The 16,271-nt window shown below is 42.9% G+C and carries 17 protein-coding genes and 1 tRNA gene; 7 read left to right on the forward strand and 11 right to left on the reverse strand.

Translation table 11 applies throughout. The features are described 5' to 3' along the window. Positions 1-181 precede the first annotated feature (181 nt). Positions 182-1,150: a ribose 1,5-bisphosphate isomerase gene (locus ACZ5NL_RS02885; RefSeq protein WP_252743990.1), complete on the forward strand. Its 969-nt coding sequence runs from the start codon at positions 182-184 to the stop codon at positions 1,148-1,150. On the opposite strand, the gene taw3 is transcribed toward ACZ5NL_RS02885, so the two are convergent. Then, positions 1,122-1,748: a tRNA(Phe) 7-((3-amino-3-carboxypropyl)-4-demethylwyosine(37)-N(4))-methyltransferase Taw3 gene (gene taw3, locus ACZ5NL_RS02890; RefSeq protein WP_464842852.1), complete on the reverse strand. Its 627-nt coding sequence runs from the start codon at positions 1,746-1,748 to the stop codon at positions 1,122-1,124. The two genes, ACZ5NL_RS02885 and taw3, sit on opposite strands and share 29 nt — an antisense overlap. 142 nt (positions 1,749-1,890) lie before the next feature. Here taw3 and ACZ5NL_RS02895 point away from each other — a divergent pair. Next, a tRNA-His gene (locus tag ACZ5NL_RS02895) sits at positions 1,891-1,967 on the forward strand. A 239-nt stretch (positions 1,968-2,206) separates the two neighbouring features. Further along, a complete protein-coding gene (gene corA, locus ACZ5NL_RS02900; protein WP_464842853.1) occupies positions 2,207-3,193 on the forward strand; it encodes a magnesium/cobalt transporter CorA in 987 nt (328 codons plus the stop codon). On the opposite strand, the gene cuyB is transcribed toward corA, so the two are convergent. Further along, positions 3,188-3,874: a cysteate racemase gene (cuyB, locus tag ACZ5NL_RS02905; protein WP_464843292.1), complete on the reverse strand. Its 687-nt coding sequence runs from the start codon at positions 3,872-3,874 to the stop codon at positions 3,188-3,190. The genes corA and cuyB overlap by 6 nt on opposite strands. Before the next feature lie 5 nt (positions 3,875-3,879). Then, a complete protein-coding gene (locus ACZ5NL_RS02910; protein ID WP_464842854.1) occupies positions 3,880-4,395 on the reverse strand; it encodes a cob(I)yrinic acid a,c-diamide adenosyltransferase in 516 nt (171 codons plus the stop codon). Positions 4,396-4,520: 125 nt separating this feature from the next. Here ACZ5NL_RS02910 and ACZ5NL_RS02915 point away from each other — a divergent pair, with 125 nt between their 5' ends. Together ACZ5NL_RS02915 and ACZ5NL_RS02920 are read left to right on the forward strand one after the other, a co-directional pair. Further along, positions 4,521-5,939 (forward strand): TldD/PmbA family protein, encoded by a 1,419-nt coding sequence (locus ACZ5NL_RS02915; protein ID WP_464842856.1) that lies wholly within the window; start codon positions 4,521-4,523, stop codon positions 5,937-5,939. A gap of 5 nt (positions 5,940-5,944) precedes the next feature. Next, a complete protein-coding gene (locus ACZ5NL_RS02920; RefSeq protein ID WP_464842857.1) occupies positions 5,945-7,270 on the forward strand; it encodes a TldD/PmbA family protein in 1,326 nt (441 codons plus the stop codon). Between the two features lie 14 nt (positions 7,271-7,284). On the opposite strand, the gene ACZ5NL_RS02925 is transcribed toward ACZ5NL_RS02920, so the two are convergent. The 5 genes from ACZ5NL_RS02925 to ACZ5NL_RS02945 form a co-directional block, all read right to left on the reverse strand. After that, positions 7,285-7,752, reverse strand: coding sequence for a COG2426 family protein (locus ACZ5NL_RS02925; protein ID WP_464843293.1), 468 nt, complete (start codon positions 7,750-7,752; stop codon positions 7,285-7,287). A 40-nt stretch (positions 7,753-7,792) separates the two neighbouring features. Next, a complete protein-coding gene (locus ACZ5NL_RS02930; RefSeq protein ID WP_464842858.1) occupies positions 7,793-9,052 on the reverse strand; it encodes a C69 family dipeptidase in 1,260 nt (419 codons plus the stop codon). A gap of 54 nt (positions 9,053-9,106) precedes the next feature. Next, positions 9,107-9,628 (reverse strand): nucleoside-diphosphate kinase, encoded by a 522-nt coding sequence (gene ndk, locus ACZ5NL_RS02935; RefSeq protein WP_087036613.1) that lies wholly within the window; start codon positions 9,626-9,628, stop codon positions 9,107-9,109. Positions 9,629-9,720: 92 nt separating this feature from the next. After that, a complete protein-coding gene (locus ACZ5NL_RS02940; protein WP_464842860.1) occupies positions 9,721-10,407 on the reverse strand; it encodes a hypothetical protein in 687 nt (228 codons plus the stop codon). Positions 10,408-10,419: 12 nt separating this feature from the next. Next, positions 10,420-10,818: a hypothetical protein gene (locus ACZ5NL_RS02945; RefSeq protein ID WP_464842861.1), complete on the reverse strand. Its 399-nt coding sequence runs from the start codon at positions 10,816-10,818 to the stop codon at positions 10,420-10,422. Between the two features lie 257 nt (positions 10,819-11,075). On the opposite strand from ACZ5NL_RS02945, the gene ACZ5NL_RS02950 reads away from it, so the two are divergent. Further along, complete coding sequence (locus ACZ5NL_RS02950) at positions 11,076-12,797, forward strand: glutamate--tRNA ligase (protein ID WP_464843294.1); 1,722 nt, start codon at positions 11,076-11,078, stop codon at positions 12,795-12,797. Here the strand turns inward: ACZ5NL_RS02950 and ACZ5NL_RS02955 are convergent. Together ACZ5NL_RS02955 and infB are read right to left on the reverse strand one after the other, a co-directional pair. Next, a complete protein-coding gene (locus ACZ5NL_RS02955; RefSeq protein WP_464842862.1) occupies positions 12,788-13,399 on the reverse strand; it encodes a DUF7411 family protein in 612 nt (203 codons plus the stop codon). The two genes, ACZ5NL_RS02950 and ACZ5NL_RS02955, sit on opposite strands and share 10 nt — an antisense overlap. Before the next feature lie 31 nt (positions 13,400-13,430). After that, on the reverse strand, positions 13,431-15,224 hold the full coding sequence (gene infB, locus ACZ5NL_RS02960) for a translation initiation factor IF-2 (protein WP_464842863.1): 1,794 nt from the start codon (positions 15,222-15,224) through the stop codon (positions 13,431-13,433). Positions 15,225-15,341: 117 nt separating this feature from the next. On the opposite strand from infB, the gene ACZ5NL_RS02965 reads away from it, so the two are divergent. Beyond that, positions 15,342-15,881: an SWIM zinc finger family protein gene (locus tag ACZ5NL_RS02965; RefSeq protein ID WP_283218027.1), complete on the forward strand. Its 540-nt coding sequence runs from the start codon at positions 15,342-15,344 to the stop codon at positions 15,879-15,881. On the opposite strand, the gene ACZ5NL_RS02970 is transcribed toward ACZ5NL_RS02965, so the two are convergent. After that, the gene (locus ACZ5NL_RS02970) at positions 15,850-16,221 is read right to left on the reverse strand and encodes a hypothetical protein (RefSeq protein ID WP_464843295.1); all 372 of its coding nucleotides are present in this window, start codon (positions 16,219-16,221) and stop codon (positions 15,850-15,852) included. The two genes, ACZ5NL_RS02965 and ACZ5NL_RS02970, sit on opposite strands and share 32 nt — an antisense overlap. Between the last annotated feature and the right edge of the window lie 50 nt (positions 16,222-16,271).

Raw genomic sequence — 16,271 nt, forward strand, 5'->3', positions numbered from 1 at the left:
AATTAAATATAAAGCTTTCGGCGTTGGTCGGAAATACCCTTTATGTTTGTAAAGATTTGGGATATGATAGTTTTATGTACATCAAGGAACATATAAAAACATCAACGAACAGAAATTGAAACGAGAGGAGTGAGCTATATAAACCCATCTGAGGAATTAAGATTATAATGGGGGGATTGAAATGCCCGTAATAAAAGAGGTTTTAGAGATAGCGGAGAAGATAAAGACGATGGAAATAAGGGGAGCAGGAAAAATAGCAAGATCCGCTGCATATGCTCTACAATTACAAGCTGAAAACAGCAAAGCAAAGACTGCAGATGAACTCTGGGAGGAAATTAAAGAAGCAGCGAGGATTTTATATCATACAAGACCCACTGCCGTTTCCCTTCCAAATGCTTTGAGATACGTCACATATCGTGCAAAGGTGGCATACAACAGCGGCGCAGACTTAGAGGAGCTCAAGTTCATAGTGATCAATTCAGCGAAGGAGTTCATACACAACTCAGAAAATGCTGTTAAAAGAATAGCTGAGTTCGGTGCGAAGAGGATTGAAGATGGGGACATTATAATGACTCACTGTCACTCGAAGGCTGCTGTAGGAGTTATGAAAAAAGCATGGGAAGAGGGAAAGGACATCAAGGTCATCGTGACCGAAACAAGGCCAAGATATCAAGGGAAAATTACCGCCAAAGAGCTTGCTGAAGCAGGGATCCCGGTTATCTATGTTGTTGATGGGGCCGCAAGGCATTACATGAAAATGACCGATAAGGTTGTTATGGGGGCAGATTCAATAACGGCCAACGGTGCCGTTATCAACAAAGTAGGAACTGCTCTGGTAGCTTTAACGGCAAAAGAACATAGGGTATGGGTTATGATTGCTGCCGAGACGTATAAGTTCCATCCAGAGACACTTCTAGGACAGCTAGTTGAAATAGAGGAGAGAGATCCATACGAGGTCGTTCCAAAAGAGGAGCTCGACACATGGCCTAAAAACATTGTTGTTAAGAACCCTGCCTTTGATGTTACACCACCGGAGTACATTGACGTGATAATCACCGAAAAGTCTGTTATTCCGCCGTATGCAGCAATAGACATACTAAAGGAAGAATTCGGATGGGCGCTTAAATATACCGAACCTTGGGAGGATTGAGTTCATAGAAAAGTTCATCCTCCCCAAACTCCTCTTTCAGTTTTTTGAAGTTCTTCTCAAGCCTCGAAAGCTTTGATTTACTCCGCTTAAGCATCTCATTTGCCAAGTTTATTGAAAACTCGAGGTATTCGTCGCTTATTAATATTCTTCCATCTCTGCCCAGGGGGACGGTCAAATATTCGGTGCCGTTTATCTCTATCAAAACTCTTTCTTTGCTTAGGGCTTTGAAAGTGGTGTACTTAAAGCCCGAAGATAGACCTATTTCATGAAGCTTTTTCCCTATTTCTACATTTTCTCCAACTATGTGAAAAATTGGAGGCTGGGCTTTAAGGAATATTACTCCTTTCTGGGCAGCTTTCAAGCTATTTTTTGCTTCTTCAAATGTTATTGGGGTGTGTTTCTTAATGAGCCACCTTGATAAAGGTTTAGCCCCTATTTTGGGCTCTTCGATTATTCCCACTCTTCCAGAACATGAGCTTGTTGTATAAACCCCTTTTATTGAGTTAATAAGCAGAAGCAGATCTACTATATCACTATCGACCTTACCTTCTTTTATTGCAGTGAAGAGTGCCTTCAAGGCTTCTCTTTTTGCTCTCATTTCCAGCTCACCTCTGAGGACATTTTTCTTCTATAAATTTTTTCTAAGACGGCTAATTGATTATTGATCCATTCTTAGCACTTTTTAAGCATAATTTGGCGAAAAGTTTATAAAGATATCCCAGATAGCTAAAGTGGACGTGGCCGGGGTGGTGTAGCCTGGTTAGCACAGGGGACTGTGGATCCCCTAGCCCGGGTTCAAATCCCGGCCCCGGCCCCATAACAACCGCTTTTCTATAATATGCTTCTAAAGCCAATTCCAGCGAATACAAGCACTTTATAGATCTTCTTGATTAATGACCTTCTCCCCGCCGTGAGCGGCGAGGCTTTCGGAAAATGTAACAATCGAGACCACAAATCGCTAAAACTTTTCTTGTTTCCTTCTAGGTTCTGAAGAGAGAAAACTATAATTACCATTAAGTGAAATTCAAATTAGTGGCTTTCGTTGTGGTGTTCACGATGGATGAGGCAAAGATAACGGTCTTTGCGTATTCGGAAGATAAATTCGAGGAGAAGAGGATTAAAACGGTTAAAGATGTCCTCAAGTACAAAGATTACAATGTAGTTTGGGTAAACATAGATGGAATTGCTTATCTCCAAGAGCTTAAAGAAATCTTCAAGTTTCATGAGGTGGCCATTAAGTCAATTCTTAGAGCAAAGACCCGAGCAAGGGTTTCCATTCTAAAAGACCACATTTTTGTTCTACTCCACCAGGTCTACGAGCTGAAAGGAGGATTGAAAAAAGAAAGAACTGCAGTTTTTCTAAAAGATAACTTCGTCATAACAATGCAGGAACGGCCAGGCGACGTGTTCAACACAATTAGAGAAAGCATAAGGCATGAAGAGGGGATTTTCAGGAAGAAAGGTGCGGATTATCTACTTTTTGCACTTCTTGATGCGATAGTTGAAAACTACGTTCCAATTCTAGAGAACATCAGCTCGCAAATGGAGGTTGTAGAAACCAAAGTCCTAAAAGACGGAGACAAAGAAGTGCTTCGAAAGATACATGGAATTAGGAGGAGAATACTGTTTGTGAGAAGAACAATATTTCCCCTGTTGGAGATCTTCAGGCGGCTAAGATTAGAAGGAAAAGAATTCTTTAGTGAAGAGACACAGAGCTATTTGGAGGAACTCCATGAGCACGTTATGGAAATCCTCGATATCATTGAAAACCACCGAGAAATGGCCAATGGTTTGATTGATATCTATTACTCCACTCTCTCCACGAAAACAAACGACATCATCAGGATCCTCACTGTAGTTTCTACGATTTTCATCCCCCTAACATTCATAACAGGTATATACGGAATGAACTTTAATACCCATGTCTCCCCTTATAACATGCCTGAGCTCAACTGGTACTACGGCTATCCAGCTACACTCCTAGCTATGCTCATGATAGCCCTTGGAATGCTGTACTATTTCAAAAGGAAAGGGTGGTTATAAGCCCAGAGCAATCTTTACGGCCTTTTCGGCCAGTATGTCCATTGGATCTATGAGAGGAACGCTTAGATCTTCCTGCTTTAAAGCTACGCTTACTTCCGTACATCCGGCTATTATAGCTTCAACTTCACCTTCAAGTTTTTTTGCCACCTCAAGAAGAAGATTCCTCCCGAGTTCTATATTCCCCGCCTTTACTCCTTTGTATATGCCTTTCATGACTTTTTCCTGATCCTTTTCTGAGGGAACAATCCCTTCAATTTCCCTCTTTTCGAGGGCTTTTTGGTAGATACCGCTCACTATTGTGCCGGTCGTTGCAAGGATCCCCGCTCTTTTCACGCCCAAGGATTCTACATAAGATGCGGTCTCCTCTATCATGTTTATCAGCGGTATCTTGATGGCCTTTTGAATCTCTTCAGCAAAGTAATGAGCGGTATTGCACGGCATTATTATGAAATCTGCCCCCCATTTCTCAAGTTTTTTTGCGCTATCGATGAGTTCTGGAAGTGGGTTTTCACCCTTTCCGAGAATATAAGCCGTTCGATCAGGAATTTTAGGATTGTTGTAGATAATTATTCTCGGATGTTCCTGATCCTTCTTTGCGGGAGTCTTGAGCACTATTCTCTTAAAGAGATCCACAGTTGCAAGCGGACCCATCCCGCCTAAAATCCCTATGACTTTCTCCATATCAATCACTTTACGTACTTGATCTTTCCCTCTTTAAGCTCAACGTAACGGGCCATTATAAAGAGCAGATCGCTCAGGCGGTTGAGATACTTCAAAACATCTTCGCCAATCCCATATTCCAAAACCACTTTGGAAACTCTCCTCTCGGCTCTTCTAGCAATTGTTCTGCAGATGTCAAGCTTTGCACTTGCTATTGTTGAACCAGGAACAACAAATCCTTCGAGCTTTACTTCGCTCTCAAACTTTTCAATGAGCTCCTCTAAACGCCTTATTTCCTCTTCTCCAACTTTTTTGTACTCTCCTTTGCTTGCAATTTCAGCCATGAGCGAATAGAGCTCAACCTGAATCTTCTCGAGGATTTCCTTCAATTTTTCATCGAGATAGTGCTTTGCCTCCCCTAAAAAGGAGCTCAGCTCATCGATGGTGCCGTTAGCTTCTATTATTGGAGAAAACTTGGCTATTCTCTCACCTGTGAATATTCCCGTTGTTCCTTTATCCCCGGTTTTAGTCGTAATTGACATGCTACCACCTGAGTAAAATTGTGATTCAATGTTTATCAGTTTTTCTCAATTCGCTTCAATGCACATCGAAACGATTTTATACTTCAAGGGAGCACTTTTATATGCATTAACTAGAGGTGATGTACATGCATGAGCTTATTGAATTTGCCGTTGAAAAAGCCCAGGAGCTGGGTGCAAGTTATGCAGAAGCAAGGTTTGAGGAAAAGAATGGAACAGAAATAGTCATGAAAAACGGCAGTCCAGAAGGTCTTGGAATATTAGCTGATAGGGGCATAGGTATTAGGGTCCTTGTGAATGGCGGGATGGGATTTGCTTCAACAAACGTCTTGACAAAGGAAAGTGTAGGCGATGCTGTTAAGAAAGCGGTGAAGCTTGCGAAAGCTGCTGCAAAGATAAGAAACAAACCCATCCAATTCAGTGAGGAAGACTTTCACCAAGTTTTCTACGAAGTGAAAATGAAAAAGGACTTTAGAGATGTTAGTTCCGAAGAAAAAATGGAGTATCTTAAGCTCATTGAGGAGAAAGTAAAAGAGAGCGGAGTAAATACTCCAATGCGCTTTTTGAGATATGGAGATTTTATGTGGCACAAAATTTTCATGAACAATGAGGGAGCGCTTGTAGAAAGCTTCATTCCAAGAGTTTCTGTCACCTACAACCTCGTTGTCTTTGAAGAAGGACAGATGGAACAGGCTCCCTTTGTCCAGAGGGCTTTTTCTGGGGGACTTGAATTAATTGAAAAAGACCAACCCTGGGAATGGGCAGTTAAGGATGTCAAGGCCCTTCAGAAGCTCATAAAAGAAGGTCAAAAACCACCCGAAGGAAAGGTTGATGTTGTCATAAGTCCCGAAGTGGCCGGTATAGCGGTTCACGAGAGCGTTGGGCACCCCTATGAGCTCGACAGAATAATGGGAAGAGAGGCAGCCCAAGCTGGAGAGAGCTTTGTGAAGCCGGAAATGCTTGGAGAGAGAATTGGAAGTGAAGCTGTAACTGTTATAGAGGACCCAACGATTCCAAACAGCTGGGGTTTCTACCTATACGATGACGAAGGTGTCAAAGCAAGACCAAGGTACCTCATTAGAGAAGGTATAATAAACGAGTTTCTCATGAACAGGGAATACGCTGCTTATCTTGGAATGAAATCAAACGCAGCTGCGAGGGCAATTAACTACAACCGCGAGCCAATAGTGAGAATGGCAAACACTTACTTGGCCCCAGGTGACTATTCCTTCGAGGAGCTTATTGAGGACGTTAAGCTCGGCGTCTACATGGTGAGCTTTAACGAGTGGAACATAGACGATAGGAGATACCAGCAGAGGTACATTGGTAGAGAGGCTTACCTAATCGAGAACGGCGAGATAAAGCACCCCGTAAGGAGACCAATTCTTGAGATAACCACCAAAGGACTGTGGAGCAGCGTCGATGCCGTTGGAAAGGAAGTGGAATTTTATCCAGGCACATGTGGAAAAGGTGAACCCGGACAGGGAGTCCCGGTATGGATGGGAGGGGCCCATGCGAGACTTAGGGATGTCGTGCTGAGGAGGTGAAAAAGATGTTCGAGATTAACGAACTAATTCTGAAAAAGGCGAAAGAGCTCGGCTTTGGCGATGTTGTTGTATTAGCTTACGAGCAGAACAGAAGACAGGTGAGGTTTGCCAACAACGAAATAACGGTTGCAAAGAACTGGCATACGCAAAAGGTAAACCTTTTCGTTGAGTACCAGAAGAGATTGGCCTCAACAACTTTAACAGCTCTGGATGAGAAGACGATAGAAAAAACCCTTCAGATGTTGATGAAGAGCGTTAAAAACCTCGCTCCCAAAGAGGATTACTACGGAATAGCCGAGGGGCCTTTTGAGTACAAAGACATTCCAGAGACCTTTGATAAGGCAATAGTAGAGCTTGATGAGCCAAACGAATACGTTGAGGTCGCAATAAACGCTGCTCTTGAAGAGGGAGCAAAGAGAACCGCAGGTGTCCTTTACACAGACCACAATAAGCTCTACCTAACAACAAGCAACGGCGTCGAGGCTTTTGACGAGGGAACGGGAATAGAGATAAGCATAAGGGCATTTATAGGTGATGAAGAGAGCGGGCATGGGACTAATTCAGTAAGGGTTCTCAAAAAGTTTGACCCAGAAAGCGCGGGAAGAAAGGCTGGAGAAATTGCAAAGATGGCTGTCAATCCTGTTCAAGGTGAAGCTGGGACTTTTGATGTAATATTCGACCCGCTAGCCTTCGCCAACCTAATGAGCTACATGAGCTTCATGGCTTCAGCTTTTGCCGTAGAGGCTGGGTTCAGCTTCTTGGTTGGCAAACTCGGACAGAAGGTTGCAAACGATATCGTAACAATCAAGGACGTTGGAAACATGCCAAACGCCTATGGCACAAGGAAATTTGACGATGAGGGTGTTCCTACAAGGGAAACCACAATCATTGAGAACGGAACTCTGAACACTTACCTCCTCAACACAAGCTTTGCAAGGAAATATAAGAGGGAAACCACGGCAAACGCAGGTTTATTGATGCCTGAAGCTTGGAACGTCTACCTTGCATCAGGAGATTATTCAAAAGATGAGCTTTTCAGTGAAGTCAAGCATGGAGTTTACATCACCAACGTATGGTACACAAGGTTCCAAAACTATGTTACCGGGGATTTCTCAACAATTCCAAGGGACGGGGCGTTTTTAATTGAGAACGGCGAAATAGTAAAGCCCATAAGAAACATAAGGGTAAGCGACAACTTCCAACACATACTTGAGAGCATTGCAGCATTAGGAAAAGACCTCTACCACATCCACTGGTGGGAAGTTAATACTCCAGTATTTACGCCCTACGTTCTCGTAAAAGATGTGGGAATAACAAAGGCTACAAAGTAAGGCCTTTTTCTTTTCTAAATTATTTTCAGCAGGCCCAAGCTTGGTATTAGAGTTATGAGAATGCTCAAAAGCCCTCCAATAACCAATGCAGGAATTGTTTTTCTTTTTTCTATTCCAAAGATATAAGCGGCTAAACTCCCTGTCCACACTCCCGTCCCCGGCAGGGGCACAGCCACAAATACCACAAGGCCCAAAAACCCCCATTTCTCCACGTAGGGGTGGGCTTTCTTTCTAACCCTTTCCACATACCTCAAATACAAATCGGCAAATTTTCCTAATGATGTGTTTTCAAGTTTAAGCATAACCCAGTCTATCAGAGGTAAGAGAAGTGGTAAAGTTAAGGAGAGAAGCAGCACTCCAAGCGATGCCATGATTAAAGTGCCAGAGAGAGGGTAACCTCTACCAATCCCATAAACTATGGCGTACCTTCCCTCAAAGGTTGGAAGGAGTGAGAGTAAAAACACCTCAAGCAGACCGTTCACTTTTAACACCAAAAACGTAAATGGAGAGAAGTTAAAAAACTTATCTCAAGCCAGCCTTTTGGTTCACCTTCCTCAATCTCATCCCATACAAAAAGGGGAACTTGCCGGGAACAATAAGCTTCTCCCATTTTTCCACAAGCTCTTTTTCTCTTTCAAAAGCCCATTTTGTGAGTTTTGCAAGGCTTTCGTTTTCTTTAAGTTCCCTCGCCCTTCTTATTATCTCCATCTGCAGCTCATCTCTCTCCTTTGAGAATTCCCCAATATACTTTTGATAGTTGGTCTGGAACAACCTGTGGAACTTTTCAATCCTCCACCAGTAGTTTTTGGGATTATAGCGGTTCGTAGGCATCTCTGATTCCGGAATTCCACCTTCAAAAGATATTGGCTTGAAAATGCTTAAACATGGGAGCGAAGTCCCGGTAAACCAGTGCATATCCTTGCCAAGCTCCGAGATTTGAGATGAGGCGGTTTGAGAGGGCCTCGTTAAACCGCCATAGTGCATGCAGATATCCCTCATGGAGCCTTTTTCTGGGGAATACGGCTCGAAGCTGTGAGACCTCAGGATTTCCATCATGTACTCGAGAGTTATTTCACCTTCTCTTTCTTTGAGTTTCCAATATGTGAAGGCTCTCCTCTCCCTCCCATGGGCAAAATGGGTATAGAATCTATCAGAGAAATGCTTGACAAAACTAAACTTTGGTCTCTTGGCAAGGCTCTCGACGCTCTCTGAAGCTAAGTCCCAATCATCCTCTATCGTGAGAGCATTTGAAATAGAGTATACATCCTCAATTCTCTTTGCAACCCAGTGTTTGCCAGCACTCTCCAAGACCCACGCCTCTTTAGGGTCCGCAATTATGAATGAGTTACTGTAGAGCAGTTTGTGCTCGTAGCTACCATTTCCTCCCTGCCCATAGCTCTCGATTATATCAATTATGAAATGAAGAGCCTCTTTAGAGGTTTTTGTTCTTTCAAGGGCGAGCCTTATCATGTCCATTCCCAAGATGCCTTTATCTGGAATCTTCTCCTTGGTGAAAACGGCAGTGTTCCCTATTGCCAATCCAAATTCATTCACCCCCATCTCCACGCCCCAGATCCACCAAGGGCGGGAGAGAATTACCGCGTAGGTTTCCTTAACTTGAGGGAATTCAACGTAGGTCAGCTTAACAGCCTCTTCCTCATGTTTTTGCCTTGGGATGACCTCGAGAACCTGAGCCTCATTTGGATCTCTATCGCTGTTTTTCGCAAAAATCATAACTTTTTCTTTAGTAGCTTTGGGAGTTGCAACAAGGATGTCGCACATCCACAGCACCTAAAAAAGATTAGAGGTAGAGGTTTTTAACAATTTGGAAAAGCATCAAAGCTTCAAGCAATCTGTGGAGTCTAAGTATTCCCCTTTCTCCTTGTCCCAGTGAGAGTGGTAGAACCACTCAGCAGCCTTGCAGTATTCAAAGAGTTCATCCTCTTTAAAGTAGAGTGCTATTTCCCTCTTTGCGGTTTCCTCACTGTCAGAAGCGTGAATAACATTGTAAATCGCATCCCCAACATCAAGACCATAGTCGCCCCTTATGGTTCCCGGCTCTGCATCCTTGGGGTCAGTTGCACCGCACATTTTCCTAACGACGCTTATAGCATACCTGCCTTCGAGAACCATTACTACACTTGGTGCTTTGGTAATATAGTCTATTAGAGGCTCAAAGAAGGGCTTCCCCTTGTGTTCCTCATAATGCTTCTCCGCCAGTTCTCTATCGATGTGAATCATCTTCATTCCAATGATTTTAAGACCTCTCTTTTCGAATCTGCTTATAATTTCACCTATAAGACCTCTAACAACGGCATCGGGCTTTATGATTACAAGAGTTCTCTCCGTCTTGTTCATCGGCAACACCGAGAAGAATAAAAGCGGAAGAATTAAAAAGGTTTGCGAACCAAAAGAAAAAATAAAATACCAAATGGACGATATGGACGATGTTATGCTTCAATTGTGATGACAACTTTTGGATGCCTATCATCTTTTGGAATGTTTTCCAATCTTACTGGAAGCCCGTTTCCATCAACTTGAACAAGCCATACTTGTCCGTTTGCAGTAGTTATCTCGTATTCAAATCTCCCATCCTTAACACCAAGTCCCATCAATATCCTATCCATCACAGGAATTGTTGTCTGTCTAGGAACCACTTTCTGAGGATTTCTTACAACTTTGAGGGGTTCGAGTTTTAACAGTTCATTGGGAAGTACTTCAAGGCCATATCCCGTTAGTTGAACTGCGTTTTCTTCTGTTAAAACGACTTTGTTCCCATTTTCTTCTTTGTATCCAGTGATAACGTTTCCATTCTCTATCTTGATGTATCCCCTGCTTAAAACTGTGCCATTTACATAGAACTCTTGAGTATATTCAATGCTCATAGTAGCTAAGTCAACACGTCCCGTCTCAATAAGTTTTCCATGATACAGAAAGACTTCCCTAATCTCCCCATTCTCATCAGGGACAAGTTGATAGTTGTCGAATTCGACAGTTTGTACGTAGGAATATCGTTGAAGCGCTTTTATTCCTTGTACTACCATGTTTTCAGTTGGAGTTCTTCCATTTCCATATGCGAGAACAAAGGTTGAAAACACTAAAAGAACACTAGCTAAAACCACAACAAGCTTTTTCACGATTCTCACCCCCTAATATCTTCTTTCATAATGCCATCCCGCCCACATTTCTGCCTCTACATCTGCAGGATATGGGTATGGATAAGATCTACTGAAGCCTGGAGAATAGAAGTAAAAACCTCTATAATATCCTGCCACATTTTCTATTGCAGCAGAACCCTGGGTAAAAGTTAGTATTCCCAACGGCCAGATATAGATATTGTAACATCCTTGTCCACTAATATATGCGCTCTCATATGAGGTTATAGTCCCACTGAGAACAAAGCTACATGTTCCTACATCTTTCACATCTCTAAAGTAGGGACCCGGGCTATCCCACAGAACTACATCCCAACTCTGAGCAGAGACTAACAGTGCTTCTGCTATTACACCCACCAAAATAAAGACAACCAATACTTTGCTTTTTTGCATTTGCCCCCCCCCAATGTGGGTTTCATTATTCTTTAATGTCATGAAACTATATAAATTTTACTGTTCTAAGTAGTCGATATATGTAAATATGATTTAACAAGGAATATTTTACACTTGATGAAATAAATTTGACTCAACACCTATCAAAAAGTACTAGAATGAATAAGAATTGTTCCGAGACAAATCATACCAAACAAACTATAATATCCCGCACAAGGTTTATAACTCATTTCTGCCTTCTAACTCTGGTGAAGAAAATGGAACTAAGGGAGACAATACTCAAATACGCGCTCATCAACGCCATCCAGCATGATGGAAAGGCGAATCCAAAAGCCGTTATAGGAAAAATACTTGGTGAGAACCCGGAGCTGAGACCAAAAGCAAGGGAGATAATTCCGCTTGTCAATGAGGTTGTTCAGGAAGTTAACTCCATGAGCAAAGAGGAGCAAGAAATGAAACTTAGGGAAATATACCCCGAGTTCTTTGAGGAGCATAAGGAGAAAAAGGAGGAAAAGAAAGGCCTCCCACCACTGCCAAAGGCAGAAAAGGGAAAAGTCGTCACGAGGTTTGCACCAAACCCCGATGGAGCTTTTCACCTTGGAAACGCGAGAGCAGCTATCCTAAGCCATGAGTATGCAAGGCTTTATGATGGGAAGTTCATCCTTAGGTTTGATGACACCGATCCGAAGGTCAAAAGACCTGAGCCCATATTCTACGAATGGATTATTGAAGATTTGAAGTGGCTTGGTTTTCAGATAGATGAGATTCACCATGCAAGCGACAGGCTTGAAATTTATTACTCCTATGCAGAAAAGCTTCTTGAGATGGGGAAGGCCTATGTTTGTACCTGTGAATCAGAATACTTCAAAAAGCTTAGAGACGAAGGAAAGGCCTGTCCCCACAGAGACCTTCCTCCAGAAGTTCAGCTAAGAGAGTGGAAAAAGATGCTCAGCGGAGAATACAAAGAAGGCGAAGCCGTCGTTAGAATTAAGACCGACCTAAGTCATCCAAATCCTGCAGTTAGGGACTGGCCTGCCCTTAGGATAATTGATAATCCCAATCACCCAAGAACCGGAAACAAATACCGCGTATGGCCTCTCTACAACTTTGCCTCCGCTATAGATGACCACGAGCTCGGTGTTACACACATCTTCAGAGGGCAAGAGCATGCCGAAAACGAGACAAGACAAAGGTATATTTACGAATACTTTGGATGGGAGTACCCTGAGACAGTCCACCATGGAAGGCTGAGCATTGAGGGGGTTATACTCAGCAAATCCAAGACAAGGAAGGGCATTGAAGAAGGCAAGTACCTCGGGTGGGATGATCCAAGACTTGGAACAATTAGGGCATTGAGGAGAAGGGGCATTCAGCCGGAGGCCATTAGAGAGCTTATAATTGAGGTTGGACTTAAGAAGAGCGACACCACAATAAGCTGGGACAACTTGGCTGCAATAAACAGAAGGATAATCGAACCAATAGCGAACAGATACTTCTTCGTTGCCGACCCAATCCCAATGGAGGTTAGAGGCTATGAAAAAGAGTTTACAGCGGAGATACCACTCCATCCAGATTATCCAGAGAGAGGGGTTAGAAAACTCAAGTTCACCCCCGGAAAGCCTATCTATGTCTCAAAGGACGACCTTGAGCTCTTGAAGAGCAACGAATACGTTAGGCTCAAGGACTTATTCAACGTCAGAATAGTCGAAGTTAGCGAAGAAAAAATCATAGCGGAGTTCGACAGCGTTGAATATGAGAAAGCTAGGGAGCACAGGTGGAGGATGATCCACTGGGTTCCTGAGGGCAAGCCGTGTGAAGTTCTCGTCCCAGAAGGAGATGAACTTATTGTTAGGAAGGGGCTACTTGAGAGGGATGCGGAGTTAAAGGTTGACGATATCGTCCAGTTTGAACGCTTTGGTTTCGTAAGGGTGGACAAAGTTGAGGGAGACAAAGTGATAGCGATATTTGCTCACAAGTGACCCTTTTCTTTTTTCCACCCCAATACCCTCGACTGCAGATGCTTTTTCGGAAAAATTGTGAGAGGATCTACCCCTCTTTCCCTTAAAAGGTATCTCAGCTCTACTTCATAGTCGGATTTCCCGAGCTTTTCGCTCTCTTTAAGCTCCACTATGAAAAGCTCCTCCGTAAGTTCCCGTATTGTCCTATAGCCCAAACCAAGAAGGGGTCTTATGTACTGAACGTTAAACCTATCCTCAAGACTTCTCGTTTTTCTCTGATCAAGGAAGGGCACTCTGTCATCTCTCCTTGTTCCGTCGCTTATTCTCTCCACATGCCTAAGCTTTGCAACCTCTTCTAGAGCTTTTTCGTGAATAAACTGAATTGCATTGCTAGGATGAGAATCCCTTATGCACATCTCAGCCGCTTCCTCAAGAATTCCCCTGTCAAGGAAGATTACCTCATGAGAAAAGCCGAGGGCCTCAGCTGTTTCCTTAGCATATTTCCAGCTGTCGAGGATTCCAAAGTTAATAGTAATAAGTTTTACCTCGTATCCAATCTCTCTCAAAATATAAGCCGCAAGCGAAGAATCTTTTCCTCCACTGTAGAGGTGATAAACCTCCATAGGGCTCACCAGCGGTTAAAAAAAGTTAAAATCATAGGGCACTCCAAAATGGATCCTTTTGGGCCTTCACTTTCGCGGTTTCCTTTAGTGCCCTTATGTCGGTCTCATCCAACATATCCCTGAGCTCCTTCACGAGTCTTATTGCATCATCCCTGCTTATATCGACGTAAAGTATCTCCCCAGGATGGATGTGCCTTCCGACTATTGCACCCTCAATGGCTATAGCAACCTGATCTCCCTTCTTTGCTTCCTGCAGAAAGTCTTCTTTGGATTTTATTGATTTTATAACCCCAACCCGCTCTCCATTTTGCTTCATCAGTGGGTATCCCGGCTTTATCCTACCTTCAATAACCTCTATTCCAACTATTGCTGGGTGGCTCCTCCTGAAGATGTAGCGTTCATCTGGGAATATCTTAATTACTCCTGGGAACTTTGTTTGAGCTAAAAGTTCTTTTTTCTTCTTTTCTTCCTCAGCCTTCACCCATGCTTCATAGTCTTCTATGATTTTATAGATAACGTTGCCGACAAATATCGGGATCTTCTTGGCCTTTGCAACTTCCTCTGCGTCTTCATTGACCTTCACATTAAAACCTATGACAACACCGTAGAGAGGTTCCTCCTCCTTTACGCTCAATGCCTCCATAACATCCGTTTTGCTTATGTTTCCAACGTCTGCCTTTCTTATTGGAATATTCTTTTCCTGCAGTTCTTTGCTTAGCGCTTCGAGACTTCCTATTGTGTCGGCTTTTACAATAACGCCAACTTTGTCCGTGCTTATAATTACGCTCTTTATCTGCTCAAGGATTTCTCTTTTTGCTCTCTCTATCTCCTCTTCAGTTCTTGCAGCTATAACGGGAGAACCCGCAAGGGCTTCCTCTAAGTTTGGGGCAGCTATCTTAATTCCAGCTGCTGCAGAAACTTCCTCAACCTGATCAAAGCGATATCTTGGATCTCTTATCTCGTCGAGAGGCTTCGGCTTAAGAAGAGCCCTTATTTTTGTGACTATTGCCTTATCCTTGCCACCCACAACTATTATATCGTCTTTTCTGAGGGTTCCGTCATAAATTATCACGTCTATTGTTGTCCCAAAGCCTACTTCCTCCCTAACTTCCAAAATAGTTCCTCTCGCAGGACCTTCAACTTCTATCTTCAGCTTCTCTTCGAGATACTTCTGAGCCAAACCCGCTATAAGAACAAGCAATTCTGGAAGGCCTATTCCATATTTAGCTGAAACGGGAATTATGGCGAGTTCTCTTCTGAAGTCCTGAACACGATCGAACCTATTGGCCTGAAAGCCAAGTTCATAGAATTTTCCTATTAGTTCCCAAAGCTTTGTCTCAAGCTCCTGAACTGCCCTTTGATCCTGTTTTTTGATGTTTACTAAGAAAGGCTCGTTTTCAACGATTTTCCATCCTTTAATACGGTCAATTTTATTTGCAGCGACAACAAAGGGAGTTCTGTATTTTCTCAAAATCTCTATGCTCTCAATAGTCTGGGGCTGGAAGCCCTCGTTTATATCAACTACAAGGATTGCCAAATCGGCTAAACTGCCTCCTCTTGCTCTCAGGCTTGTAAAAGCCTCGTGGCCGGGAGTGTCTATAAAGAGCAATCCCGGAAGTTTAATTTCGCCTTTCCACAAACTTAAAAGGGGTCCAGCGAGTTGTTTAACCACTTCAATAGGAACCTCGGTCGCACCAATGTGCTGAGTAATTCCACCCGCTTCTTTCTCAGCTACGCGGGTATTACGTATTCTATCAAGCATCGTGGTCTTACCATGATCTACGTGTCCAAGAACCGCTATAATTGGCTGTCTAATTTTTTTCATACTCTCACACTCCACAAAACTTTTGATGAGCGTTACGGGATTAACTAAAACGCCCGCTTTTTAAAGGTTAGGGATTAACCTTAAAAATCCCCATGCTTACCACATTTAGTGGTTATCATGGAGAAGAGGACAATGCAAAAGGGTAAGAGCTACTACAAGAAAGGAAAGGTTTTATGGGTTCTAAAATACAAAGAAAAGCTGTTTTCCAAGGTTTTGGGCACTTATCCCTATTATGCGGAAGTTGACTTGGAAAAGAACTCCAGCAGGTGCACCTGTCCACAGGGAAAAGACTGCAAGCATGCTGCTGCCACAATAATAGCCTTTGAAGAGGGATTCTACATAGAAAGCCATGAGCCAGTCTCAGAGTTTTTTCCAGAGGCAGCTTTAAAGAGATATCTGTTCCATGAGAATCCAGAATTAGGACTGGAGATTATTTTAAAGGAGCTTCACTACCAGATAAACAACGATGAAAGCGGTAGTGAAGTGGCCAGACTCTTGAGAGAAGCCTTAAAGCTGTTCAGCCTTACTCCGTCTAAAGAAAAAGGTTTCCAAATATTGGAAATTTTTAAAGAATTCGAGAGGCTTTTCCCAGACTACAATTTAACCGGAGAGCTGGAAAGGGAGATCAAAGAAACTCTAGAAGGGTGCTCTCTTTGAGCTTTCTCCTTAAAGAATCATATACCTTATTCCCATCGAGGGTAAGGCTATAGCTAATCCCAGCTTCATCTAAAAGGGCTTTCATTATTTGAAAGGCATATTTTGCCTTAGTGCCCTCCATCTCAACTGAGACGAAATAGCCCTTCCTTTTCCCAAGAATTATGTCAAAATTAAGTCTCTCGGCAAGCTCTATGTCAAGAAAAGTTAATTTTTTCTGTGTTTTGTACTCCCTCACCATAACGTTTGGGAACTTCTTCCTCAGCTTTTCCACTATCTCCCCTACCTTTTTGTACTCTTGTTCATTGAGCTCTGCAGTGAGTTTAAGTTTTTCCACTATCATATGCTCCACCGAAAAAGGCCTTCAAAAAAAGCCTTATAAAGTTTGCATCC

The sequence above is a fragment of the Thermococcus aegaeus genome (genome assembly GCF_055393685.1).